This is a genomic window from Aquimarina hainanensis, from assembly GCF_042684685.1.
Taxonomy (GTDB): domain Bacteria; phylum Bacteroidota; class Bacteroidia; order Flavobacteriales; family Flavobacteriaceae; genus Aquimarina; species Aquimarina hainanensis.
This window is the reverse complement of sequence record NZ_JBHULX010000004.1, coordinates 386,709-410,672: the sequence shown is the minus strand read 5'-3', so window position 1 is coordinate 410,672 and position 23,964 is coordinate 386,709. Positions and strand designations below refer to the sequence as shown.

General features: G+C 37.0%; 20 protein-coding genes. 8 read left to right on the top strand and 12 right to left on the bottom strand.

Annotation, left to right across the window (positions count from 1 at the left end; translation table 11 throughout):
• Window positions 1-90: 90 nt before the first annotated feature.
• The gene (locus ACFSTE_RS07140) at window positions 91-267 is read right to left on the bottom strand and encodes a hypothetical protein (RefSeq protein WP_176028520.1); all 177 of its coding nucleotides are present in this window, start codon (window positions 265-267) and stop codon (window positions 91-93) included.
• A 73-nt stretch (window positions 268-340) separates the two neighbouring features.
• Here ACFSTE_RS07140 and ACFSTE_RS07135 point away from each other — a divergent pair, with 73 nt between their 5' ends.
• Window positions 341-760, top strand: a complete 420-nt coding sequence (locus ACFSTE_RS07135) for a CBS domain-containing protein (RefSeq protein ID WP_176028519.1) — start codon at window positions 341-343, stop codon at window positions 758-760.
• Between the two features lie 89 nt (window positions 761-849).
• Here ACFSTE_RS07135 and ACFSTE_RS07130 read toward each other — a convergent pair whose 3' ends face one another.
• Window positions 850-2,175: a RagB/SusD family nutrient uptake outer membrane protein gene (locus ACFSTE_RS07130; protein ID WP_378257392.1), complete on the bottom strand. Its 1,326-nt coding sequence runs from the start codon at window positions 2,173-2,175 to the stop codon at window positions 850-852.
• 11 nt (window positions 2,176-2,186) lie between these two features.
• The gene (locus ACFSTE_RS07125; protein WP_378257394.1) at window positions 2,187-5,117 is read right to left on the bottom strand and encodes a SusC/RagA family TonB-linked outer membrane protein; all 2,931 of its coding nucleotides are present in this window, start codon (window positions 5,115-5,117) and stop codon (window positions 2,187-2,189) included.
• A 345-nt stretch (window positions 5,118-5,462) separates the two neighbouring features.
• Here ACFSTE_RS07125 and aspS point away from each other — a divergent pair, with 345 nt between their 5' ends.
• From aspS to ACFSTE_RS07105, 4 genes are all read left to right on the top strand, one after another.
• Window positions 5,463-7,211 carry an aspartate--tRNA ligase gene (aspS, locus tag ACFSTE_RS07120; protein ID WP_176028516.1) on the top strand — a complete coding sequence of 583 codons (1,749 nt, stop codon included), beginning with the start codon at window positions 5,463-5,465 and terminating at the stop codon, window positions 7,209-7,211.
• Window positions 7,212-7,342: 131 nt separating this feature from the next.
• Window positions 7,343-9,127, top strand: a complete 1,785-nt coding sequence (locus ACFSTE_RS07115; RefSeq protein WP_176028515.1) for a chloride channel protein — start codon at window positions 7,343-7,345, stop codon at window positions 9,125-9,127.
• A 32-nt stretch (window positions 9,128-9,159) separates the two neighbouring features.
• Entirely contained in the window at window positions 9,160-9,408 is a 249-nt protein-coding gene (locus ACFSTE_RS07110; RefSeq protein WP_176028514.1) for a hypothetical protein, read from the top strand.
• 258 nt (window positions 9,409-9,666) lie between these two features.
• A complete protein-coding gene (locus ACFSTE_RS07105; protein WP_176028513.1) occupies window positions 9,667-9,864 on the top strand; it encodes a cold-shock protein in 198 nt (65 codons plus the stop codon).
• A 50-nt stretch (window positions 9,865-9,914) separates the two neighbouring features.
• Here ACFSTE_RS07105 and ACFSTE_RS07100 read toward each other — a convergent pair whose 3' ends face one another.
• From ACFSTE_RS07100 to ACFSTE_RS07085, 4 genes are all read right to left on the bottom strand, one after another.
• Window positions 9,915-10,682 (bottom strand): carboxypeptidase-like regulatory domain-containing protein, encoded by a 768-nt coding sequence (locus ACFSTE_RS07100; RefSeq protein WP_176028512.1) that lies wholly within the window; start codon window positions 10,680-10,682, stop codon window positions 9,915-9,917.
• 123 nt (window positions 10,683-10,805) lie between these two features.
• Entirely contained in the window at window positions 10,806-11,477 is a 672-nt protein-coding gene (locus ACFSTE_RS07095) for a 3'-5' exonuclease (protein WP_176028511.1), read from the bottom strand.
• A gap of 35 nt (window positions 11,478-11,512) precedes the next feature.
• Entirely contained in the window at window positions 11,513-13,432 is a 1,920-nt protein-coding gene (locus ACFSTE_RS07090) for a DUF294 nucleotidyltransferase-like domain-containing protein (protein ID WP_176028510.1), read from the bottom strand.
• A gap of 94 nt (window positions 13,433-13,526) precedes the next feature.
• Window positions 13,527-13,976: a nucleoside deaminase gene (locus ACFSTE_RS07085; protein ID WP_176028509.1), complete on the bottom strand. Its 450-nt coding sequence runs from the start codon at window positions 13,974-13,976 to the stop codon at window positions 13,527-13,529.
• Between the two features lie 420 nt (window positions 13,977-14,396).
• Between ACFSTE_RS07085 and ACFSTE_RS07080 the strand changes: the two genes are divergently transcribed.
• On the top strand, window positions 14,397-16,181 hold the full coding sequence (locus ACFSTE_RS07080; protein ID WP_378257399.1) for a 1-deoxy-D-xylulose-5-phosphate synthase: 1,785 nt from the start codon (window positions 14,397-14,399) through the stop codon (window positions 16,179-16,181).
• A 48-nt stretch (window positions 16,182-16,229) separates the two neighbouring features.
• Here ACFSTE_RS07080 and ACFSTE_RS07075 read toward each other — a convergent pair whose 3' ends face one another.
• The 4 genes from ACFSTE_RS07075 to ACFSTE_RS07060 all read right to left on the bottom strand — a co-directional run bounded on the left by ACFSTE_RS07075 (window position 16,230) and on the right by ACFSTE_RS07060 (window position 22,651).
• Complete coding sequence (locus tag ACFSTE_RS07075; RefSeq protein ID WP_176031070.1) at window positions 16,230-17,573, bottom strand: deoxyguanosinetriphosphate triphosphohydrolase; 1,344 nt, start codon at window positions 17,571-17,573, stop codon at window positions 16,230-16,232.
• Between the two features lie 129 nt (window positions 17,574-17,702).
• Entirely contained in the window at window positions 17,703-20,162 is a 2,460-nt protein-coding gene (locus tag ACFSTE_RS07070; RefSeq protein ID WP_176028507.1) for a ribonucleoside-diphosphate reductase subunit alpha, read from the bottom strand.
• 308 nt (window positions 20,163-20,470) lie between these two features.
• Window positions 20,471-21,448, bottom strand: coding sequence for a ribonucleotide-diphosphate reductase subunit beta (locus ACFSTE_RS07065; RefSeq protein ID WP_176028506.1), 978 nt, complete (start codon window positions 21,446-21,448; stop codon window positions 20,471-20,473).
• A 636-nt stretch (window positions 21,449-22,084) separates the two neighbouring features.
• Window positions 22,085-22,651 carry a DUF3109 family protein gene (locus ACFSTE_RS07060; RefSeq protein WP_176028505.1) on the bottom strand — a complete coding sequence of 189 codons (567 nt, stop codon included), beginning with the start codon at window positions 22,649-22,651 and terminating at the stop codon, window positions 22,085-22,087.
• A 116-nt stretch (window positions 22,652-22,767) separates the two neighbouring features.
• Here ACFSTE_RS07060 and ACFSTE_RS07055 point away from each other — a divergent pair, with 116 nt between their 5' ends.
• Entirely contained in the window at window positions 22,768-23,379 is a 612-nt protein-coding gene (locus tag ACFSTE_RS07055) for a MarC family protein (protein ID WP_378257402.1), read from the top strand.
• 70 nt (window positions 23,380-23,449) lie between these two features.
• Window positions 23,450-23,644 carry a hypothetical protein gene (locus ACFSTE_RS07050; RefSeq protein WP_176028504.1) on the top strand — a complete coding sequence of 65 codons (195 nt, stop codon included), beginning with the start codon at window positions 23,450-23,452 and terminating at the stop codon, window positions 23,642-23,644.
• 12 nt (window positions 23,645-23,656) lie between these two features.
• Here ACFSTE_RS07050 and ACFSTE_RS07045 read toward each other — a convergent pair whose 3' ends face one another.
• Window positions 23,657-23,962: a hypothetical protein gene (locus ACFSTE_RS07045; RefSeq protein ID WP_176028503.1), complete on the bottom strand. Its 306-nt coding sequence runs from the start codon at window positions 23,960-23,962 to the stop codon at window positions 23,657-23,659.
• Between the last annotated feature and the right edge of the window lie 2 nt (window positions 23,963-23,964).

The window sequence follows — 23,964 nt, the reverse complement described above, 5'->3', positions numbered from 1 at the left end:
TGTATGCGCTAGTTCGAGTCTGCGACTCGGACTTTCATATGAGTAAGCAGATAAATATAAAGACCAGTTATAGAGATATAGCTGGTTTTTTTATTGCGCCAGTTTTTGCACTTTACGTTTTGTCAGAAAGGCATCAATAAAAGTTTTAATCAGATGCTTGTCTTCTTTATCTAGCAGCTGTACTTCTTTAAACTGTTGTAGTAGTTCTTCATCGGTAATTTGATCTTCATTCCCTCCGCTGATCAAAAAAAATTTTATAGAACCCATCAAAGCTGACATTTATCATACTTAATCTAAGAATCCGATAGTACTTTTAGAATAGAAATTAAAAGTAATGAGCATGAAAAAAAGAACACCAATATCCAAGATTATGACTACTGATGTCATCACCCTTAATCACACCCATGGTTTAGAAACGGCTGAGAAGCTCTTTAAGGAACATAACATACGTCATATTCCCGTGGTGAGCGGAGATGCTATTATAGGAATGCTAAGTTATACAGATTTGTTGCGTATCAGTTTCGCAGATGCCGTTAATGTAGAAACCAATGAAGTAGACACTGTAGTATATGAAATGTTTACAATTGAGCAGGTTATGGCAAAAAACCTGGTTAGCGTTAGTTCTACAACTACGATCAAGGAGGTTGCCGAGATTTTATCAATGAGAGAGTTTCACGCATTGCCGGTAATTGATCATGGCAAACTGGTAGGGATTGTCACTACTACAGATCTAATCAATTTTTTACTAGAACAATTTTAGAAATATCCTTATCGCTAAGCCCTAGATATTTACAAAAGGAAAGCGCCACAAAATGTGGCGCTTTTTTTATCAATACTCCAATTAATTTCTTAGTTATTTTCTGATAATGGTACCGGAAACACATTAAATACCTGATCTCCTGTTCTATCAATAGGTAACGTGTCAGACAAGTTATAACGTCTCAGGTCATACATTCTGTGATTCTCACACCACAATGAATACCTACGCTGATTCAGCATTTCTGTTGTTAAGGCATCTGCTGTCTGTGCTCCACTATAATCAGGAAGTCCAGCCGCATTTCTAATTACATTAAGAGCTGTTTCTGCTTCTCCCAGATCATTGGCTAAAATATTTGCTTCTGCATAAACCAATATCAATTCTTCATTTCTTACGATATCAATTGGTGCCACATTAGATGCATACAATCTGGTTTCATGGGTTCCACTAAGATCATCCTGTGTTGTTGGATCTGGTCGTACGGCCGTTTTTTCGGTTACTCTCGTATCTCCTGCTTCTGCTTCGGTAATCCAACTATCATGTACAATAATCTGGTCCCCGTTATTAGGTTTTTCTGCCGATTCTGATGGTACTTTGAATACCGGATTAGCACGATCTCCCCCTCCAAGACCAAAATTAAATCTTGGTCCTTCCTTAAGATCTCCACTCAAATTAAAAAAGGAATCATTTAGTGCTGTCAGAGCAGCATTCCCATCTCCGGAATATACTGCTGCAATAGCAGCTATTGCACGGTTAAACTCGATAAACTTTTCTGGTGTATTATAACTATGACTTAACGAAAATTCAAAAGCATCTCCTGCTCCTTCCAAATTTGTTTTTGCCTCATCAAGCAACGATCTTACTTCTGTAAGAACCGCAGCTTCTTCCAGTATCGCTCCCAGGTTATTGGGGTCGGAAACATCTACTCTTGCCTTTCCATAAGACTTTATCAACTGAATTAATTCATACGCAATCATCGTCTTGGCAAATCCTAGATATCCTGCTTTTTCCTGATCATTTACTGCTGTGGTATTGGCAATAGCATCGATCAGCAAGTTTGCATTTTTAATACAATTGTAACTTCCAGTCCACTGAGAAGTACTGTAAAAAGAGTTATTATCCAGACTTATTCCATTTTTACCTAATAAATCTCCTGTATTTCTGGGATCTGCATCAAACACATAAAACTCTCTTGCCATAGTTCCACTTGCGGTTACTTCAACTCCCATTCCGTTTCTGGAACTTGACTCCACTCCTACGGCAATTTCATTTAGCTGTGTTTTAGATGCATTACTCAACACTCCTTCTACACTAGGTCCATTAGGATCTACCACCTCATCAATAGTACATGAGGTGACTGTCATAGCAAAAGCTCCTACTGCTATGTATTTTATTGTATTTTTTAAAATATATTTCATCACGCTTACTATTAAAAATTAACATTTAGGTGTAAGTAATACTGTTTTGAACTAGGGAATGGCGTTACCTCAATTCCACTAGATAAACCTGCTCCACCATTTACAGAAACTTCAGGATCGTAACTACTATAGTCCGTAATTGTAAATAAGTTTCTTCCAGACAATCCTAGTTTAATATCACTTACCACTTCTCCAAACCAGCTTTTAACCTGTTGTGACGGGAATCTGTAATATATTGCCGCTTCTCTTAATCGCACATAGCTGGCATCTTCTACAAAACGCAAAGCATTTGCTGCAGAAGCCAATCGCGCCTGTCCTTCAGGAGTATCTAAATCAGGACTGGTTTGCCCTAAATCAGTAAGAAATCTAGACAAGTTTAGGTTATCTCCTCCTTGTTTCCACTGCAATAGGAACGACAGATCTAATTGCTTAAACAAAGTAAACTGGTTATTGAAAGACATCTGAAAATCAGGTTCTACATTCCCTACTTGTTGTAATTCTCCATCTATACTACCCACTAGCTGTGTTACTGGTTTTCCTTCTTCTATATAAAAAGTCCCTAATCCTGTACCGAAACCGGCTCCATTTTGAGCAAAAGCAGGAACGTCTAATCTGGTTACCTCAGATCGGTTTAAGTAAAACTGAACTCCGGTGTTCCATCGAAAGTTTTCCTGATCAAAAACATCCCCTCGAAGGGCCAATTCCAACCCATAGTTTCTCAGGTCTGCCAGGTTGGTTGTTTCTCTGGTAAATCCAGCAGATGCAGGTAGCGCCCTTGATAAGATCAAATCTCTAACCGTCTTATTATAGTAGGTAGCTTCAAGAGTTAGGTTTTGTAATATTCCCATATCGAACCCTACCTCAAATTCCGTTGCGGTTTCCGGCTCTACATTCGGATCTCCTTTTAAGCCCGCAACAACAACTCCTCCATTACCTCCTGTATTAGAAGCTCCTAGACTTGTAAACGTAGCTCCAAATGCTGCAGGATTTCCCGTCTCTCCATAAGCTGCTCTAAACTTTAACTGATTAATAGCATCCAGACTCCAAAAATCGAAGTTGGTTAAATTGACTGCTAACGAAGCTTTTGGAAACCCGTAAAGCTTATTAGGATCTCCATTTCTGGATGACTTGTCCAATCGATACCCCAAAGTAGCAATAAACTGATCTTTATAATTTCCTTCTACCTGAGTAAAATACCCAAAATCTTCTTCCTCTGAAAGAAACTGATCAATCACCTGATTCACTGATTGATCTACATTGGTCTGCCCGGCTGTTAATTGTGACCCTCTGCTATTAACCAAATTTCCTTCTTGTTTTAAATAGGTAACCCCTAATTGTGTCGTTATATCTAATGCATCGGGAATCGCCTGTACATCCCATACTCCAATAGCCTGAGAGTTAAACTGTGTAAAGTTGTTTTTCCCCTGTGCAATAAATCCCCCTTGTCCTCCTATTTGTGCTTGATGGGTCTCTGGTACATATACATAGGTTTCATTCGCCAAATAATCTACCCCTCCGTTTACGATAAAACGCACCCGGTGAATATCATTGGTAAACAATTTAGTATTTAATTTAAATCCCTGGATAATTCTGTTGTTACTATCTTCATTCTTTGCCTGATCTCTTACAAAGATGGGGTTTCCTGAATAGTTAGGGTTATTAGGGTAATTCCCATTTGCATCCGGAAATAAGTTGTTCCAAGGTCTGGTAAATGCCAAGGTATACCCATAACTCAATCCTCCTTCGTTTTCATTTCCGGTAAAACTACGACTAGAACCACTTCTTACATAATTGGTAGTAGAGGTAAAATCAAATACATCCGAAATTCTATGATCGATATTTGCTCGCAGCGAAAGACGATCAAATCCTGTATTTTGTATAATTCCTTCTTCGTCTCTGTAGGATCCTCCTACATAAAACTTTGTTTTTTCATTTCCTCCGGTAGCACTAATCCTCGTATCTGATATAAACCCAGTATTTCCATAAATCTCATCTTCATAATCAAACAGTTTTCCATTAGCTGCAATGGTAGCATCATATTTAGCTCTTTCTTCTGCCCCAAAAACATCTTCAACTGTCTGGGCTGTCCAAGGTCTTAACCCTAATTTATTCTGAATTACGTTAAACCCACTATCCTGACTAAAGCTAATTTTTGTCCTTCCTCCTTTACCTCGTTTTGTGGTAATGATCACAACTCCGGCATTTCCTCTTTGCCCATATATCGCTGCTGCAGAAGATCCTTTTAAAACCTCTATATTTTCAATATCATTCGGATCTAAATCCGCTAATCTATTTGCTGCATTTTCTTCATTTCCTCTGTTTCCTCCAGAAGCAAATCTCAAGCCCGAAGGTATCTCCACATTATTCACATACACTCCATCAACAATAACCAATGGCTGATTGTTTCCATTAATAGAAGATATCCCCCGTAAACGCAATGCAAATCCTCCTCCTGGTGCTCCAGAAGATGATGTAATATTAACCCCCGTTACTTTCCCATATAAAGCTCCGTCTACGGTTGTCTGCCCTGTATTTCCTACAAGTTCCTCGGAGGTAACCGTGGAAACTGCATTGGCCAGATTACTTCGTTTTACCGAAGATGCTAACCCGGTAACAACTACCTCATCTAAAGATTCGGAAGACTCCGTCACCTGAATAGTGATCGGTCCAGCAGTAGTTACATTCACAAATTTTGTAGAAAACCCTAATGCAAATACTCTTAATTTTACGGGTAGTTTTGCTACTTTAAGACTAAAATTACCATCAATATCTGTAGCGGTTCCATTATTGGTTCCATCTTCCACTACATTCATAAATGAGGCCCCTACACCTGCATCTACATTGACTACTTTTCCTGTGATGGTTTCCTGCGCAAACATTAACACAGGCAGAAAAAATAGCAATAGCAAAGCCCCCTTGCTACGGTTTGTTTGTTTTTTCATAATAACCTATTTTAAATTTTCATGTTAAATCTATTAAATTATTATTAAAAAATTACCCACCACACCTAACATTTGTTAGTTTTTTGTGTTAAAAATTAACACAACACCATTAAAAAGATTAAAAAGATAAAAATTTAACTTGTCTAAAATTCCCAAAATTTCTTCTAAAAAAACACTTTATACTCACTATTCAGAAACTCTATTTTTACTACTAAACCACCTCGTCACAAATACATGAGGTGATCCATTGGAAATGATTTTTAATTTCGAGACAAGTCTAAGGGCATTCAACTCTCGATTATCGGGTAAATCTTCTTATTTTTGCAGCTTTAATACTAAGTAACTATGTACAGAAGTCATTCTTGCGGCGAACTACGCTCTTCAGATATCAATACAGAAGTCACTCTTGCCGGGTGGGTTCAAAAAATACGTGATAAAGGATTTATGATATGGGTCGATCTTCGAGATCGGTATGGTATTACACAATTGATATTTGATGAGGAAAGAACTCCCAAGGACGTTACTGAAAAAGCGAAAAAGCTGGGACGTGAATTTGTTATTCAGGTAAAAGGGAATGTTATTGAGCGGGAATCTAAAAACGACGCCATTCCTACTGGAGCCATAGAGATTTTAGTAAAAGAGTTAACCGTTCTTAATGAAGCACTGGTTCCTCCTTTTACAATTGAAGATACTACAGACGGAGGAGAAGACATCCGAATGAAATACAGGTATCTGGATATTCGCAGAAATCCGGTAAAAAACAACCTACTGTTTCGTCATCAGGTAGGTATGAAGGTAAGAAACTACCTATCTCAAGAAGGTTTTATTGAAGTAGAAACTCCTTACCTTATCAAATCTACTCCCGAAGGGGCACGAGATTTTGTCGTTCCATCTCGAATGAATGAGGGGCAATTTTACGCACTTCCTCAATCTCCTCAAACTTTCAAACAGTTATTGATGGTCGGAGGGATGGATAAATATTTTCAGATTGTAAAATGTTTTAGAGACGAAGATCTGCGAGCTGACAGACAACCGGAATTTACACAGATTGACTGTGAAATGGCTTTTGTAGAACAGGAAGATATTCTTTCTATTTTCGAGGGGCTAACCAAACACCTTCTCAAAGAAATCAAAGGAGTGAACATCACAGAATTTCCAAGAATGACCTATGATGAAGCAATGAAGACCTATGGAAATGACAAACCTGATATCCGTTTCGGGATGAAATTCGGAGAACTAAATGCTATTGCACAACACAAAGATTTCAAAGTATTTAATGAGGCTGATTTAGTAGTAGCTATTGCAGTTCCCGGTGGGGCTTCATATACCCGAAAGGAAATTGACAAACTCATTGACTGGGTAAAAAGACCGCAGATAGGCGCCCAGGGCATGGTATATGTAAAATATAATGAAGATGGTAGTTTTAAATCTTCTGTAGATAAATTCTACGATCAAGAAGACTTAAAAAAATGGGCAGAAAAAACAGGAGCAGTTCCTGGAGATCTGATCTGTGTACTATCAGGAGAGGCTAATAAAGTGCGTTCGCAATTAAGTGCACTTCGTATGGAACTAGCAGAAAGATTACAGCTTAGAAATCCTGAAGAATTTGCCCCCTTATGGGTAGTCGATTTCCCATTACTGGAGTGGGATGAAGAAACAGAGAGATATCACGCAATGCACCACCCGTTTACCTCTCCAAAACCGGACGATATTCCTTTACTAGATACGAATCCCGGAAAAGTAAGAGCTAATGCATACGATTTGGTTCTGAACGGAAACGAAATCGGAGGTGGATCTATTCGTATCCACGATAAGGAAACACAAGCGTTAATGTTTGACCATTTAGGGTTTACTCCTGAAGAAGCTAAAGCACAATTTGGTTTCCTAATGGATGCTTTCCAATATGGAGCTCCTCCTCACGGAGGAATTGCTTTCGGATTTGACCGACTGGTTTCAATTCTGGGTGGACAAGAAACCATTCGCGACTTTATCGCCTTCCCCAAAAACAATAGCGGAAGAGATGTAATGATCGACGCTCCTGCCAATGTGGACAGCGAGCAACTAAAAGAACTAAACATCAAATTAGATCTATAAAAAACGATCCCGCCTTATCCGGCGGGATTTTTTTTCATATCGATTAGCAGATCTCCCCGAAGGCTGCTATCTTTATATATTTCCTTTTTATACCAATACGAATTGTATATTGTTCTGGTAGCAGTTATCATATGGGATCATCAAAAAAGAACATATTATATCGTTTTCTTATCTGGAGATATCGACATATCTCCAATAAAAATTTTATTCTATTACTAAGTATTCTTGTTGGTTTTCTTTCGGGATTAGGAGCTGTTTTCCTAAAAAACAGTACTCACTTACTACAGGACATTCTGGAAAGTGATATTATCTCCTGGCAATCTTCCTTTTATTTTATTATTCCTGTTGCCGGTCTTTTTATCGTCTTTACTCTCACAAAGTACTTGTTCAGAAAAGAAATTACTTCGGCAATCCCTTCTATTCTTTTTTCCTTATCCAAAAAAAATGGTATTATGAAACATATGGAATCATATTTCCCATTACTTCTTGCTCCTATTACTGTTGGATTTGGTGGTTCTGTTGGGCTTTTGGGACCTGCTATCGGATCAGGAGCTGCTATCAGTTCGAACATCAGTACATTATTCCACATGGATAGAAAAACAAGAATTCTGTTGATCGGGTGTGCTGCAGCCGGAGCTATTTCTGCTGTGTTTAAATCCCCTCTGGCTGGATTGGTCTTTGCTGTAGAGGTCTTTAGTCTGGATCTCACACTGGTTTCCTTACTACCATTACTTCTCGCCTCTGTTTCTGCAATTATCACTTCCTACTTTTTTCTAGGGGATGAAGTATTGTTTAAATTTGAGGTATTAGAAACTTTCAGCATCTATGATACTCCTTTTTACATTTTGTTAGGTATAGGAACCGCTTTTGCTTCTATTTACTTCACCAAAATGTATTTCGGCATTATGCGATTTTTCAATCAGTTTTCGAACAAATTACATCGCTTATTAATCGGAGGAATTGCCATTGGAATCATGCTATATTTTATTCCCAACTTATATGGAGAAGGTCTGGGGTTTATCAACAATTTATTGCACGAAGATCATGTTACCGCCTTGGGAAAAACTCCGTTTGATATTCCCAAAAGTAATATTTGGGTGGCTATTGCACTCCTTTTTGGGATCACTATTTTCAAAGCAATCGCAATGACCACTACTTTTGCTGCAGGTGGTTGTGGAGGTATCTTTATCCCAACTATGGTAATGGGTAGTGCCTTAGGCAATGTGGTTTCTAAAGTGATTAATAATCTAGGTATCGGAATACAAGTATCTGAAGCCAACTTCACCCTTCTAGGAATGGCTGGTCTGATTGCAGGAGTACTACATGCCCCATTAACATCCATCTTCCTAATTGCAGAAATTACTACCAGCTACGAACTCTTCGTTCCCCTAATGATCACGGCTGCTATCTCTTTCAGCATTTCCAGAAGTAGTGTTCATTATACAATATACACCCGGGAACTGGCCGAAAAAGGAGAACTCCTTACTCATAATAAAGATCAAACAGTTCTTAACCTTCTAAATATAGAAAGCATTGTAGAAACGAATTTTATCTCCGTACTTCCCAATCAAACACTGGAAGAACTACTCCATAAAGCAGTTGCTAAATCCAACCGAAATATTTTTCCCGTAGTAGATGAACACAATGCTCTTTTAGGAATTGTATTACTAGATGATATCCGGGAGATCATGTTTGATACCAAGCTTTATAAAACCACCACTGTAGAAATGTTAATGAGACAAGCAGAAGAAGTTATACAACTTGAAAAAGATGCTGCCAAAACAGTTATGAAAAAATTTCAAAATACAGGAGCCTGGAATCTTCCTGTTCTCAAAAACGACCAATATTATGGATTTATTTCTAAATCAAAACTCCTTACCGTATATAGAAGAAAGTTGATTAATTTTACCCGATAAAAAAAGCATAGAAAAACAGCAATACCAGACCTATGAAATATATAATTCGTTTTTTATTCATCGCAGTAACTATCGGAATCGGCGTAGGTTACTACTTCAAAAACACAGGAAATCACCCTACAGGGGATAAATGTATTGGCATTAGTATTCTCATCGCTTCCTTTCTTCTTATGCCTCTTTTTATCTACCACCGATGGAAAGATAAAAAGGTAAAAGATTACATGCTTACTGATGAGAATTTAAAAAAGATGAGAGATTTTAATTCGGACGAAAAAAAGTAAGTCGCCTCAGAACGCTCCTTACAGGAAACAAAGAAAATTCCAAAACACGCAACACTCAATTATTGGACAAAATCCCTGAAAACAAGTTCATAAGATTTAGCACCGTAAACCTTAATTTCGAATCTCTCTTCAAGGCTTTAAAATCTTGCTTGATGAACCAACAAAAACATTTTTTTAAAAAATATTTACTTTTTTATAACAACACTTCCCATAATTAAGCCTACCTTTAAGACTATATTAAAATCATTATCACACAAAATGGAAGGAACAGTTAAATTTTTTAATGAGTCAAAAGGTTATGGATTCATTACAAACGACGAAACAGGAAAAGACATCTTTGTTCATGCATCTGGACTTAACGGAGAAGCTCTTAATGAAGGGGACAAAGTAGCGTATGACGAAGAAAAAGGAAAAAAAGGAACTATTGCAGCCAGAGTAAGAGTACTCCACGGCTAACAAAATATAATTTACAGTTTCAAATCATAAAGCTCTGTTATTACAGGGCTTTATTGTTTGCGATAATGTGCTGCCATCTTTATACAATATTCCAAAACAATCAGCTGATCGGGATGTCTGAATACTTCCTGAGTTCCGGGCTGACTATGAATATACGAAACAAATGATTCGTACTCCCCCTCAGGTATTCCGATTTTATGTATCACAAACTGTTTATCATATATCGCTGAAAGAGGGATAAACTTCTTTGGTCTTTTCTTTTTCTTCTTCTTTTTCTTTACAAAACCTGCCACCAGCTTTCCTATTGCTATAAAATTCAAAGGCGTAGCTACAGTCCCATCACTAAATACCTGATTTTTTACCGGAGATTGCGCATCATCCTTAACTACAGGCATAGCACGAATCACCTCTTCAGCATTCCACAAAGGAAAATACTGTTCATATGTCTTTATATTTTTTGCATCTTCTTCTAATTGTCCACTGAGTTTTTGATCTGACAATAATACCGGATCTAATTCATTTACATTTTCACGTAATAAAACATCTAAACGTTCCTCCATTAGTTCTTTACGGGTAATCTTTATCTTTTTAGTTACATATTGTATCGCAGAAAAAGAAAGAGTATCTCCTGCTGCTGCTATTAACTGATATCGTCCGTATTCATCCGTAATTCCTCCTTCTTGTCTGGATAGGTTCAGCACATGAACTCCTGATAGCTTCTGTTGATTAGACATAACAACTCCCTGAATCAGGTGTTGTTCCTGAGACCACACTTGTACAGCATATAGCAATACTATAAAAAGGATTCTTTTTTTCATAAAGCATGGATTGTTCCCATAAAGACTTTATAAAAAGCAAGAAATTACACCTTCCTTAGTACCACTAATACATCACCGTATATTACAACAGCATTTTTACCTCTAAGAATCTAATGGCTCTGCTTATTTTATTCGAAAGAGTCCTTTCATTGATACTTTCCCGTTCTTTTTAAGCTTTCCAAGTATTTTTAAAAAAGCTATGGCTGTAATAAACGCATCTCCTGAAGCGGTATGCCTGTCACTTTTGGATATTTTCAGATCCATACACAACTCATCCAAACTATAATGCTTCTCCGGATCATGCATCGTATAAATTTTATGCTTCGTTTTACGGAACAAGACACTTGTATCCAATAGTTTATTTTTTAATTTCCCCAGTTCATGTCGCTTTAATGCAGCATTGATCATTTTCTTATCAAACTCTGCATGATGCGCTATCAAAACAGCATCCTGCACATAGTCTAAAAATAATTCCAATGCTTTCTTTTCGGAAACTTTATCATATTTATGATTTTTCCTGATCTCATGAATAGCCACTGTTTCCGATTTAAAAACTTCCTGTTCTAAATACAATTCTAACTGATCCGAAACATTAATCGCCTTTCCTTTTACAGCAACAGCTCCAATAGACAAAATTCGATCTTCTTTGTAATTAAAACCAGTGGTCTCTGTATCAAACGCAATGATTCGCTCTTCTTCGACTTGCTGATACTTTCTTTTTTTATCAAAAAGCCGTGCGTAATCCTTCCAAAAAACAGGAACTTCTTTTTTATTTTTTTGCTGCCAAAGCCTCATTACTTATAAAGATATCAAATTCATTTTACACCAAATCACATATATGCATTTAAATGAAATCTATGCTTTAACAATTCCTGAATATCCCGTATTGGCTTAAAACATCTTTTAAGTCTCAGTTTATCTGCTTTACTTAGTTGATTCAGCTGAATAAATCGTCCTGAATCCTGATGAATCAACCCTTGCTTGGTTCTGAACTTAATCAATACCCGAAATGCCTTTCCACAACTCTCAAAAAGTTCTTTGTTATTAGGTTCTAAAGTTGCCAGTTTCTCATACCTGAGAATTGTATTATTCACATTTTTCAGATTGTAATACAGCCCTAATATTCTCGCGGCATCAATAAGAACCATCATCGCTCTGGTTTTGATATCAAAAGAATCTTTATGTTCTCCGTTCTGCTCCACCAGAAATTGTTTAAAAAACCCAAGCGGTGAAGGTTTATCCAAGGCACTAACCCCTAATAAACTCAAAAAGCGATTGCTTTTATTCACCCCTTCAAATACTACATCTGATAATCGATCAGCCAGGGTTGGATCACCATACAGGTGATGAAAATCAAAAAAAATAGACGACAACAAAGTACCTTCTTCACTCGGTTTGGTCATCCAGCTTTCGAATTGCTCTTCCCACTTGGATAGCGACATACACCATCGAGGATTACTCGCCATCATTTCTGCCGGGCAGTATTCAAATCCTACCGAATGCAACCCTTTGGTTATTTCTGTAGCCAATACCATAAAATAATGCTGGGTTGCTTCATAATCTTTCTCCGCTACATCTTCAAAAACAATCGCATTATCCTGATCTGTCAATAACAACTGCTCCCGTCTCCCCTGACTCCCCAGAACCAAAAAACCAAATTGTACCGGAGGAGGAACTGACATCTCTTGAATCGCAAGATCAATCACACGTGTAATCACCGCATCGTTAATCTCCGAAATAATATTCAGAATGTGGATGGTAGAAATATTCTGCTCTAAATACTGCTCCAACAATTTTTCTGTTTGCTGTCGTATATATCGAAGCTGTTTTATCTGTTTTACCCGTTTTGTCTCTTTTATTAAAACCGATGGGTTATTCCCAAAAGAAACGACCAAATCGTGATCGGTCAAAATACCAATCAATTTACTATTTCGCGTACCATCTTTGGTAATACACAAATATCCTATTTCATTTTTGATCAATGCGATTTGCGCTTCTACAATAGTGAGGCTTTTGGCATATGTAACCACAGGAGATGTCATTATCTCCCCTACAGAAGCATGAATTGGGAATTCTCCGGTTGCAATTTTAACCCGAAGGTCCCGGTCTGTCACCATCCCTAGCGGATACATTTCACTACTAACTGCAATAATACAACTCACCCTGTACTTTGCCATTTTTCTAGCAATATCCTGTACTGTATCGTCTATGGAACAGGTCACTGGCTTTTTGCGATACGAAACACTTCGCAATGATGATAAGTCCTTTGCTGCTTCTAATGATATCGTATTATCTACTTTTTGCCCTTCTTCATTCTCCGTATAGTAATTTCTGGCATGAGACGCGAACGTCTCTAACAAAAAACGATTAACCTCTGTATTTTTTTGAATAAAAGGATCAAAGACCTTCGCCGGAATTGCATAGACAATGGATTCTTCATCTGCTCTTGCTGACATGCGATAATTCTTCTTTATAATCATAATACGCAAGCCAAACATATCTCCCACATCACACACATCGACCAGATTAGCATCTTCTGCACCTCCTCTATACAATCCTATAGCTCCTTCCCGAACAATATAAAACTCATCATGACATGGTTCTTCTTGCCGAAAGATATATTCTTTATTCTCTACATACAGCACCCGAATTTGCTTTGCGACTTCTAACAAGTCTTCTTTTTGAAATTTTTCGAAAGGAGGGAATTGTTTTAAAAAATCCTGAATTCTTTCTGCAATTGTATTTTTCATGATGTATGCTTCCTATATGAGTTTTTAACGTCCAGGAATTACCTGAGAATAAAAGTTTGTACAAAAGGTGCTCTCAGGACTATCCTTTGAGGTATTAATTAAGGTTCCTTTTCTCGATGAAGAAACGCTTGAGAATAGCACTACATTCTTCTTCCATAACGCCTCCTTCCATGGTAGTTTTTGGGTGCAATTTTGTTCCCATTTCAATACATCCTCTCTGATGATCTCTAGCTCCGTAAACAATCCTTCCTATCTGACTCCAATAAAGGGCTCCAGCGCACATCTGACAAGGTTCTATCGTTACGTACAATGTGCATTCTTTGAGGTATTTTCCTCCCAGGTAATTTGCTGCAGCTGTAATTGCCTGCATTTCTGCATGGGCTGTCACATCATTCAATAACTCGGTAAGATTATGCGCCCTGGCAATAATCCTATCTGCTACAACCACCACCGCTCCTATCGGAATTTCTCCTTTTTCATACGCTGCTTCAGCCTCCATCAACGCTTTTCTCATAAAATGTGCATCATCAAATGGGTCTAACATATTTTTCTTCTTTATTTTAAAAAAACTGAGAGTTTCCCCTCCATGGTTGTTCCTCAAAATGCCGACCCTAACAAACTCACAACAGTCTCCCTCATCCAGAAAGGCTTTCTATTAAGAAACAGACATTAATTCGAAATAAGTTCCCAGAGTATCCACATCTCGATTATCGAGTAAATCTAAACAAATTCAGCTTGCCAAACAACGATACACTTCACTACAAAACATTCTCATCACAAGTCTCCTACAAAAATCTTCCGCCGATAATAAGCTATATTCCTCTGCTCTCATATAATCCGCAACTTCTCGTCAGCTCTTATTACAAAAGATTACAAGAAAACATCTTAAAAATGATATTTTTGTACTAGCAACTATTTTTATAAACTCCGCATAGTTTATTATGTTTAATCAAAATATCATCTGGTGAAAGATTCTTTACTTTCGCATATTGAGTCTCCCGAAGACCTTAGGAAATTAACTCTCGAACAATTACCTCTATTAGCACAGGAGTTACGCGATTTTGTCATTAACATTGTCGCTACTAAAGAAGGTCATTTAGGGGCTAGTCTGGGAGTTGTAGAACTCACTATAGCGCTACATTATATTTTTAATACTCCTGAAGACTTATTGGTCTGGGATGTAGGACATCAGGCATACCCTCATAAAATTCTGACTGGCAGAAAAGACGTGTTCCACACAAACCGACAGTACGATGGCATTAGCGGTTTCCCAAAAAGGAGCGAAAGCATATATGATACCTTTGGTGTCGGTCATTCTTCTACTTCTATTTCTGCGGTTTTAGGAATGGCTATTGCATCAAGGCTACAAGAAAATCTACAAAAACAACATATTGCTGTCATTGGAGACGCCTCTATTGCCAGTGGAATGGCTTTTGAAGGGCTTAATCACGCTGGAGTAACAAATACCAATATGCTGGTTATTCTCAATGACAATGCCATTGGTATTGACCCTAGCGTAGGCGCCTTAAAACAATATTTAACCAAGGCAAAAGTAGGGTTCAAACCCAGAACAGATAATATTATAGAAGCACTTAACTTTGATTATTTTGGTCCTGTTGATGGTCATGACCTTCCTAAATTATGCGAAACCCTGGAACAGCTAAAATCTATTAACGGTCCCAAACTATTGCATATTATAACAACAAAAGGCAAAGGATTAAAACAAGCAGAAGAAAATCAGGTTACCTACCATGCTCCTGGAAAATTTGATGCAAGAACAGGAGATCTCATTCCTAAAAGTAATAAGAAACAACCTCCTAAATTTCAGGATGTTTTTGGCTACACTTTAGTGGACCTTGCCAGAAAGAATAAAAAAATTGTCGGAATCACTCCTGCTATGCCTACGGGGAGTTCTCTGAAATATATGATGGAGGAGATGCCAGACCGGGCTATTGATGTTGGAATTGCAGAACAGCATGCCGTAACATTGGCTGCCGGAATGGCAACACAGGGACTAATTCCTTTTTGTACAATTTATTCCACTTTTCTGCAACGAGCCTACGACCAAGTTATTCACGATGTTGCCCTACAAAACCTGCCGGTAGTCTTTTGCGTAGATCGTGCTGGTTTGGTTGGAGCAGACGGTGCTACACATCATGGAGTATTTGACATTGCTTATCTCAATTGTATCCCTAACATACTAATCGCTGCTCCAGGAGATGAAATCGAATTGCGAAATTTACTATATACTGCTTCATTAGGACTACCACATCCTATAGCTATCCGATATCCCAGAGGCAGGGGGGAAATTATTGAATGGAGGAAACCCATGAAAAAAATCACTGTCGGAAAAGCAAAACAACTGACAACCGGAACAAGCATAGCCATTCTATCTACCGGAACAATCCGAAGAAATGTAACAAATGCTATCCAGCAGATCAGTACCCCTACTGAAGTCGCACATTACCACTTCTGCTTTATCAAACCCCTGGATCAACCCCTTCTAGATCATATTTTCTCTACTTACAAAACAATTATTACGGTAGAAGATGGAGTTATTAAAGGCGGTTTCGGCAGTAGTATTCTCGACATGGCAAATCAATCAACATATTCTCCTGATATTACTTCTTTAGGGATCTCTGACGAATTCATCCATCACGGAACTATAGAAGAACTCCATCAATATTGTGGGATTGCTACTGAAGGAATTGCTAAAACAATCAGAGGAAAGCTACATTACACCTCATAATACAGATAAAAAAAACAGCCAATGTTAATTGGCTGTTTTCTCTATATTTTACACCTTAAGTCCTCTTATTTTTTGATATTTCAACAGTGCATTTCCATCTGTCAGACTCGCCACATAATTACTAATACTAATCAAACGGGTGTATAAATTTTCATTCTTATAATCAAAATTCCCTTCTTCGGATTTTAGAATAAGTTTATCATAATTAGAACTCGCCCCGGTATGATAATGAGTTGCCGCAGTACAATATCGATCCAAAAGGGTTGCCAGAATCTCATATCCTGCAATTTCTTTTTCGATCACCTCCTGACTTTGGTATATTTTATCTCTGCTCAGTTGCAATATATCTTCAATCTGAGCTTCATACCTGCTTTTTTCTATCAAAGCCTGATGAAATTCCCCTGATAATATTTTTTCTTCATTCGCTATAAAAACACTTGCCGCCTCTTGTATAAGTGTGTTAATCGCTAAGGCTCTTAAATAACTTAAGCGATCTGCTGTGGAAGAAAGGCTATTGTACTTAGCGGTATTAATCGCTCCTTTTACCAAATTAATTAAATATTCTAAAGCATACTCCTCTTCTATCAACCCCAGATTAATCCCATCTTCAAAGTCAATAATAGTATAACAAATATCATCTGCTGCTTCTACCAGAAACGCTAATGGATGCCTACAATAGGTATATTCATCTTCTATTTTTCTTTTTATCAGCCCCACTTCTGCAGCGACATCTTCGAAAAAAGAACGTTCACTCTGAAAGTATCCAAATTTTTTATGAGCAATCTCCTTGGTTGGTTTTTTAGGCAGTGATTCTTTTGGATATTTTGTAAAAGCTCCCAAGGTCGCATAAGAAAGTCGCAATCCTCCTTCTACTCCTTCTCTGGACTCTGTAACAATCTTAAATCCATTTGCATTTCCCTCAAAATCGATAAGGTCCTGATATTCTTTTGGTGTCAAAGAAGATTTATACTGCTTTCCTGCTCCTGTTTTGAAATACTCCCCAATTGCTTTTTCCCCCGAATGTCCAAAGGGTGGATTTCCAATATCATGTGCCAAGGAGGCTACAGCTACTATCGCTCCGAAATCATTTACCTGGTACCCGTGTTCTTCTTGCAAGTACGGATGTTTTTCCAGTATTTTTTTCCCTACCACTCGCCCCAATGAACGCCCTACAACAGACACCTCCAAACTATGTGTCAATCGCGTATGCACAAAACTAGTTTTTGATAATGGAATCACCTGTGTCTTATCCTGCAAGCTTCTAAAAGCCGAAGAAAAAATAATTCTATCATAATCTACTTCAAACCCCAATCTGGTTTCGTCCTGATCTTTTCGAAGTCGTTTATTCGTATCTCCATATCGTTTTAAGGATAGGAGTTGTTCCCATTTCATCATAATTTTTCAAAAATTCGAAGATACAAAAAAGGGAAGTTTTCTAGCGATAACTTCCCTTTTTGTCATTTAAAAAATCGGTTCCCAACGTATTAGGAAATCTTCACAAAATACATTTGTCGTAATATATTAGGATCCACACATTAAACAATCATCTCCTTCTGCAGCTTTTGACTGCTCTATAATAGCTCGTAGTTCTTCTGGTGTTAATGCTGTTCCTTCTGGCACCACTGCTGGCTGTTCCTTTTTAGCTGTTTCTTTTTCTAATACCTGTGCAGCCGCTGCAGCTACTTTTTCTGATTGTGTAGGCTCTTCTTTCGGCTTGCTTTTTAAGGTAAACTTAATTGCATCTACTGCCGATTTTGTTCGCAGGTAATACATTCCTGTTTTTAATCCGCTCTTCCATGCATAGAAATGCATTGATGTTAATTTAGCCATTGTAGCTCCCTCCATAAACAGATTCAAAGATTGTGACTGATCAATGAAGTACCCTCTATGTCTGGACATATCGATAATATCCTTCATACTCATTTCCCAAACAGTCTTATACAATTCTTTAATATCCTGCGGAATAACATCTATATTCTGAACAGATCCGTTTGCTCTCATAATAGCATCTTTCAGGTCATCATTCCACAAGTTCAATGCTACTAAATCTTCTAATAAATGTTTATTTACTACGATAAATTCTCCTGAGAGCACCCGCCTTGTATAAATATTACTTGTATAAGGCTCAAAGGCTTCATTGTTTCCTAAAATCTGAGACGTAGAGGCTGTTGGCATTGGCGCTACTAACAATGAATTTCTCACTCCATGCTCCAATACTTCCTTACGCAATTCTTCCCAATTCCATCGTCCACTTAACTCTTCATCTTTAATCCCCCATAGGTTATGCTGAAATTCTCCTTTGGAGATTGGTGATCCTTCATAGGTCTGATATGCTCCGTCAACCTTAGCTTCTTCCATAGAGGCTGTCACAGCTGCAAAGTATAAGGTTTCAAAAATTTCCTGATTTAGTTTCTTTGCCTCATCACTGGTAAATGGTAATCTCAGCTTAATAAAGGCATCTGCCAATCCCTGAACTCCCAATCCGATAGGTCGATGGCGAACATTCGAATTTTCAGCTTCTTTTACCGGGTAATAATTTCTATCAATTACTCTATTCAGGTTTTTAGTAACCCTCTTGGTAATTCTAAATAATTCTTGATGATCAAATGCTCCATCTTTCACAAACATTGGTAATGCGATAGAGGCGAGATTACATACTGCAATTTCTTCCGGGCTGGTATATTCTAAAATTTCCGTACATAGATTAGAAGAGCGAATAGTTCCCAGATTCTGTTGATTGGACTTGCGGTTTGCTGCATCTTTATACAACATATATGGTGTTCCGGTTTCAATCTGAGATTCCAGTATTTTCTCCCACAGTTCTCTAGCCTTAATCGTTCTTCTTCCTTTCCCCTGTTCTTCGTATGCCAAATATTGTTTTTCAAATTCTTCGCTATGAAGATCGAATAAGCCTGGACATTCATTAGGGCACATCAGCGTCCATTCTGCATCATCCTGTACTCGTTTCATAAACAAATCTGGAATCCACATTGCATAGAACAGGTCTCTTGCCCTCATTTCTTCTTTTCCGTGATTTTTTTTCAGATCCAGGAAGTCAAAAATATCCGCATGCCATGGTTCGACATAAATCGCAAAAGATCCTTTTCTCTTTCCTCCTCCTTGGTCTACATATCTAGCAGTATCATTAAACACCCGAAGCATCGGAACAATCCCGTTTGAAGTTCCATTTGTTCCCGAAATATAGGATCCTGTAGCACGGATATTATGAATAGATAGTCCGATTCCTCCTGCTGACTGAGAAATTTTAGCAGTTTGTTTTAGCGTATCATATATTCCATCGATACTATCTTCTTTTGTCGTCAAAAGAAAACACGATGACATTTGTGGTTTAGGAGTTCCTGCGTTGAACAATGTAGGAGTAGCGTGTGTAAAATATTTCTTAGACATCAACTCATAAGTTTCTATCGCCGCATCCAGGTCTCCTAAATGAATTCCGATAGAAACCCTCATCAACATGTGTTGAGGTCTTTCTGCTATTTTACCATTAATTTTCAACAGATATGACCTCTCTAAGGTTTTAAAACCAAAATAATCATACCCAAAATCTCTATTATAGATAATAGTAGAGTCAAGCTTTTCTTTATTTGCCATGATAACCTCATATACATCATCCGCAATTAAAGGTGCTTCTTTTCCGGTTCTCGGGTTTACATATTCATATAAATCTGTCACTACATCCGAGAATGTTTTTTTGGTATTTTTATGTAAGTTAGAAACAGAGATACGAGCCGCTAATTTTGCATAATCCGGATGTGTTGTGGTCATGGTTGCTGCTATTTCTGCAGCTAAATTATCCAATTCACTAGTGGTAACACCATCATACAACCCCTCTATCACTCTCATCGCCACCTTAACCGGATCCACTAACGGATTAAGACTATAACAAAGTTTTCTTACCCTTGCGGTAATTTTATCAAACATTATGGGCTCTTTTCTCCCATCTCTTTTTACTACATACATACGCTACTTTTTTAATTCTTCTTCCTACTGAAGAAATCCTACTATATTTTACCCTTCTCCGTAAAGACCTTATTTCCAAACAACTACAATTAGCTGTTTTTACATAAAGCAATACAAAGTCCTTTTTGATTTTTATGAAATCAAAAAATATCCTACTATTTTTTCTTTATTTCGTTGACTTTTACCCTTAAAATTGTGTTTATACAAACACTGCTATAACATCAAACTGAGCTAACCTATTCAACGGAAGTAGTTAGTCGGATCAGCTCAGAATGAATATTCTTTATATTAATGCGAAGTGATTTTTATTAAAAATCTGCATCAAAACTAATTTTATCTTCTCCGGATTCTTTATTTAGAACTCCTGCTTTTTGATATTCAGAAACTCTCTTCTCAAAAAAGTTGGTTTTTCCCTGAAGAGAAATCATATCCATAAAATCAAATGGATTCGACACCCCGTATTCTTTTTCGCAACCTAATTCTACCAAAAGTCTATCAGTTACAAACTCTAAATACTGTGTCATCAGTTTACCATTCATTCCGATCAGACTTACCGGAAGTGATTCTGTAATAAATTCCCTTTCTATATCTAAAGCATCAACAAGTATTTCTCTTATTTTTTCCTTAGGCACTTTATTGATCAAGTGATTATTATGCAAATGCACTGCAAAATCACAATGCACTCCTTCATCTCTCGATATTAACTCATTAGAAAACGTTAACCCTGGCATCAGTCCTCGTTTCTTAAGCCAGAATATAGAACAAAACGCCCCTGAGAAGAAAATCCCTTCAACAGCTGCGAATGCTATTAAGCGTTCTGCAAAAGAATCTGACTCTATCCAGTTTAATGCCCAATCCGCCTTTTTTCTAATAGCTGGGAAATTATCGATTGCTTTAAAGAGTATATCTTTTTCTTTTTCATCCTTCACATATGTATCTATCAACAATGAATATGTTTCGGAGTGAATATTTTCCATCATTATCTGAAACCCATAAAAAAACTTGGCTTCAGTATACTGCACTTCACTAACAAAGTTTTCTGCCAGATTTTCATTTACAATTCCATCAGAAGCTGCAAAGAAAGCCAGAATATGCTTAATAAAATATCGCTCATCATCAGTCAGCTTTGTCGTCCAATCCGTAATATCCTGATGCAAATCAATTTCTTCTGCCGTCCAGAAACTTGCTTCTGATTTTTTATACCACTCCCATATATCATGGTGCTGTATCGGAAAAATAACAAATCTATCTTTGTTTTCTTGTAAGATTGGCTCTACGACACTCATCTACCTTTTTTTAATTGTAATTGTTGTAAAATTCTATTGCTATTAGGATAAAACAAAGATCAAAAATTGTGAGAAAAAATCCAGCAAAAACCCATAAACGTTTTCAACAAAGTTTTCAACACGAGGGAAGTTCTTACAAAAACAAACAGTCAAAAAGACACATAGTCAATATACTGTTTATCAGTATATTAAATTTTTAACCCTTAAGACAAATAGCTATATTCATAATACTCAAAACCTTATGTTTTTCACTAGTTCAGCGCTCTTTTTTAGTGGTTTTTTCAATTTATTTAAAAAACATAAATTACGGGTAAACCGTAGTGTTGAAAAAGTGGTTTTTATCGATAAAAAAACCTCATTTTTTTTCATAAAAAAGCAAAACGCCATAAAAAAAAGTGTTTATCCTTACCAAATCAACAGCAATGATTACAAAAAAAACACACTATAACATCAATTGTTTTTTTTACAAGTTCATCACAACAAAAATATAATGCATTAAAACCTATAATCATTGATATTTCGCATCAGATTTAGACACGAGAAGCAGCCTTGATAGCACATAACCAGAAAACTCTCTTATCGAAAATTAGTTGGTTATAAAAATAAAGAGAAACAAATAGTTGAGTTATACTGTTTTTATTCAAAGTTTTTCGCTACTTTTTCCAGTTCTTGATACCAGTCCTGACCAAATTTCCTGATAAGTGCCTCTTTTACAAATTTATAGACTGGAACCTGAAGTTCTTTCCCTAATGTACAGGCATCATCACATATTTCCCATTTGTGATAATTTACTGCAGCAAATTCTGTATATTCCTGAACTCTAACAGGATACATATGGCATGAAATTGGCTTTTTCCACTGAATATCTCCTCGATTATAAGCTTCTTCTATCGCACATAATGCCATTCCTTTATCATCAAAAATAACATATACACAATCTGCTCCATTAATCAGAGGAGTTTCTAGCTCTCCTTCTTCCGTTTCTATATGGGTTCCCTGCACCTCTATCGCTTTAATTGCTTCTTCTCTCAGGTATGGTTTCACGAATGGGTACACTTCTTTTAAACGATCTACTTCTGTAGATTCTAAAGGAGCACCTGCATCTCCATCTATACAGCAAGTCCCTTTACAAGCTGATAGATTACAAACGAAGTCTTTTTGGATAATATCCTCCGAAACAATGGTCTTTCCTAACTGAAACATGCGGCAAAGATACTTCTAAAAGCATCAAAAAATAAAGTTTATTTTTCTTTTTATTATACATTTACATATCGGCACGAAAGGATTCTACTATATTTGTTTCACTAAAACGTAATATCATGAATATGGAACTAAGAGAAATATTTTCAGCATTCACAAGAATTGATTTTAAAGAAATAATTACCGCCAGCATGGTATTATTTGCTGTAATAGATATTATTGGAAGCATTCCGATTATCTTGGATTTACGTAAAAAAGTAGGACATATACAAAGCGAAAAAGCTTCTATTGTTGCTGCTTTACTAATGATTGTTTTCCTATTCCTGGGAAAAGAAATTTTAACCCTCATAGGTATTGATGTCAATTCTTTTGCTGTTGCTGGTTCATTTATCATCTTTTTCTTAGCGATCGAAATGATCCTCGGAATACAACTATACAAAGATGATGAACCGGAAACTGCTGCGGTTGTCCCCTTAGCTTTCCCGTTAATCGCAGGAGCAGGAACCATGACGACATTGCTTTCATTACGCGCAGAGTTTTTTCCTATTAATATTGTAATCGCGATACTGATCAATATCATTTTTGTATACGTGGTACTAAAATCTTCAGGGATTATAGAACGTTTTCTGGGTAAACAGGGAATTAACGTTATCAGAAAAATATTTGGTGTTATCCTTCTAGCAATTGCTGTGAAATTATTTGCTGCTAATATTAAAGGATTATTCTTATAAAACACACTTAGTTCTTGAAAATGAAAACCATTTTCAGTCAACAATAAAAACCACAGTATTATAACAACATATGAAATATTTTATCTATTTACTTATCACTCTGGCAGCTGGTTTATTGATATACAATACAACGATGCTTGATTTTGACAATCTTTTTTCCGGGGATAGCAAAACGGCTGTTATCGGGATTTTAGCTTCTGCCTGTGCTATCTTATTAATGGTAATCCTTCTTATATCGAGAGCCGTGCAAGAAAAAGCAAAATAAAGCAGAGAACTATCAAAAAGCTAAAAAGTAAGCTATAACTACCGGGGGAATTGACACTAATACGAGAATCATAAAAAAATTATGTAATCTTCTAAACATAAGTGCTTTCCCCAACATTTTTTTTAGTTTTTGATCCTCAGTATCATCAATACATTTTTTTATGACTTCACCGGAGACATAAGAAGAGGTTACTAGGATATCGTGTTTTAAAAAGATAGAAGCACTGTTATCCAACAACCTAAAAGCAACCGCCATCACGAAGAATAAAAGAGGGGAACACAATGCTACTACTTCTAAATAACCTTCGAATCCTGACATAC

Excerpts from the sequence above, each read along its gene's own strand:
- ACFSTE_RS07140 (WP_176028520.1), bottom strand. The coding sequence starts at position 267 with ATGGGTTCTATAAAATTTTTTTTGATCAGCGGAGGGAATGAAGATCAA.
- ACFSTE_RS07135 (WP_176028519.1), top strand. The coding sequence starts at position 341 with ATGAAAAAAAGAACACCAATATCCAAGATTATGACTACTGATGTCATC.
- ACFSTE_RS07130 (WP_378257392.1), bottom strand. The coding sequence starts at position 2,175 with ATGAAATATATTTTAAAAAATACAATAAAATACATAGCAGTAGGAGCT.
- ACFSTE_RS07125 (WP_378257394.1), bottom strand. The coding sequence starts at position 5,117 with ATGAAAAAACAAACAAACCGTAGCAAGGGGGCTTTGCTATTGCTATTT.
- aspS (WP_176028516.1), top strand. The coding sequence starts at position 5,463 with ATGTACAGAAGTCATTCTTGCGGCGAACTACGCTCTTCAGATATCAAT.
- ACFSTE_RS07115 (WP_176028515.1), top strand. The coding sequence starts at position 7,343 with ATGGGATCATCAAAAAAGAACATATTATATCGTTTTCTTATCTGGAGA.
- ACFSTE_RS07110 (WP_176028514.1), top strand. The coding sequence starts at position 9,160 with ATGAAATATATAATTCGTTTTTTATTCATCGCAGTAACTATCGGAATC.
- ACFSTE_RS07105 (WP_176028513.1), top strand. The coding sequence starts at position 9,667 with ATGGAAGGAACAGTTAAATTTTTTAATGAGTCAAAAGGTTATGGATTC.
- ACFSTE_RS07100 (WP_176028512.1), bottom strand. The coding sequence starts at position 10,682 with ATGAAAAAAAGAATCCTTTTTATAGTATTGCTATATGCTGTACAAGTG.
- ACFSTE_RS07095 (WP_176028511.1), bottom strand. The coding sequence starts at position 11,477 with ATGAGGCTTTGGCAGCAAAAAAATAAAAAAGAAGTTCCTGTTTTTTGG.
- ACFSTE_RS07090 (WP_176028510.1), bottom strand. The coding sequence starts at position 13,432 with ATGAAAAATACAATTGCAGAAAGAATTCAGGATTTTTTAAAACAATTC.
- ACFSTE_RS07085 (WP_176028509.1), bottom strand. The coding sequence starts at position 13,976 with ATGTTAGACCCATTTGATGATGCACATTTTATGAGAAAAGCGTTGATG.
- ACFSTE_RS07075 (WP_176031070.1), bottom strand. The coding sequence starts at position 17,573 with ATGAAATGGGAACAACTCCTATCCTTAAAACGATATGGAGATACGAAT.
- ACFSTE_RS07070 (WP_176028507.1), bottom strand. The coding sequence starts at position 20,162 with ATGTATGTAGTAAAAAGAGATGGGAGAAAAGAGCCCATAATGTTTGAT.
- ACFSTE_RS07065 (WP_176028506.1), bottom strand. The coding sequence starts at position 21,448 with ATGAGTGTCGTAGAGCCAATCTTACAAGAAAACAAAGATAGATTTGTT.
- ACFSTE_RS07060 (WP_176028505.1), bottom strand. The coding sequence starts at position 22,651 with ATGTTTCAGTTAGGAAAGACCATTGTTTCGGAGGATATTATCCAAAAA.
- ACFSTE_RS07055 (WP_378257402.1), top strand. The coding sequence starts at position 22,768 with ATGAATATGGAACTAAGAGAAATATTTTCAGCATTCACAAGAATTGAT.
- ACFSTE_RS07050 (WP_176028504.1), top strand. The coding sequence starts at position 23,450 with ATGAAATATTTTATCTATTTACTTATCACTCTGGCAGCTGGTTTATTG.
- ACFSTE_RS07045 (WP_176028503.1), bottom strand. The coding sequence starts at position 23,962 with ATGTCAGGATTCGAAGGTTATTTAGAAGTAGTAGCATTGTGTTCCCCT.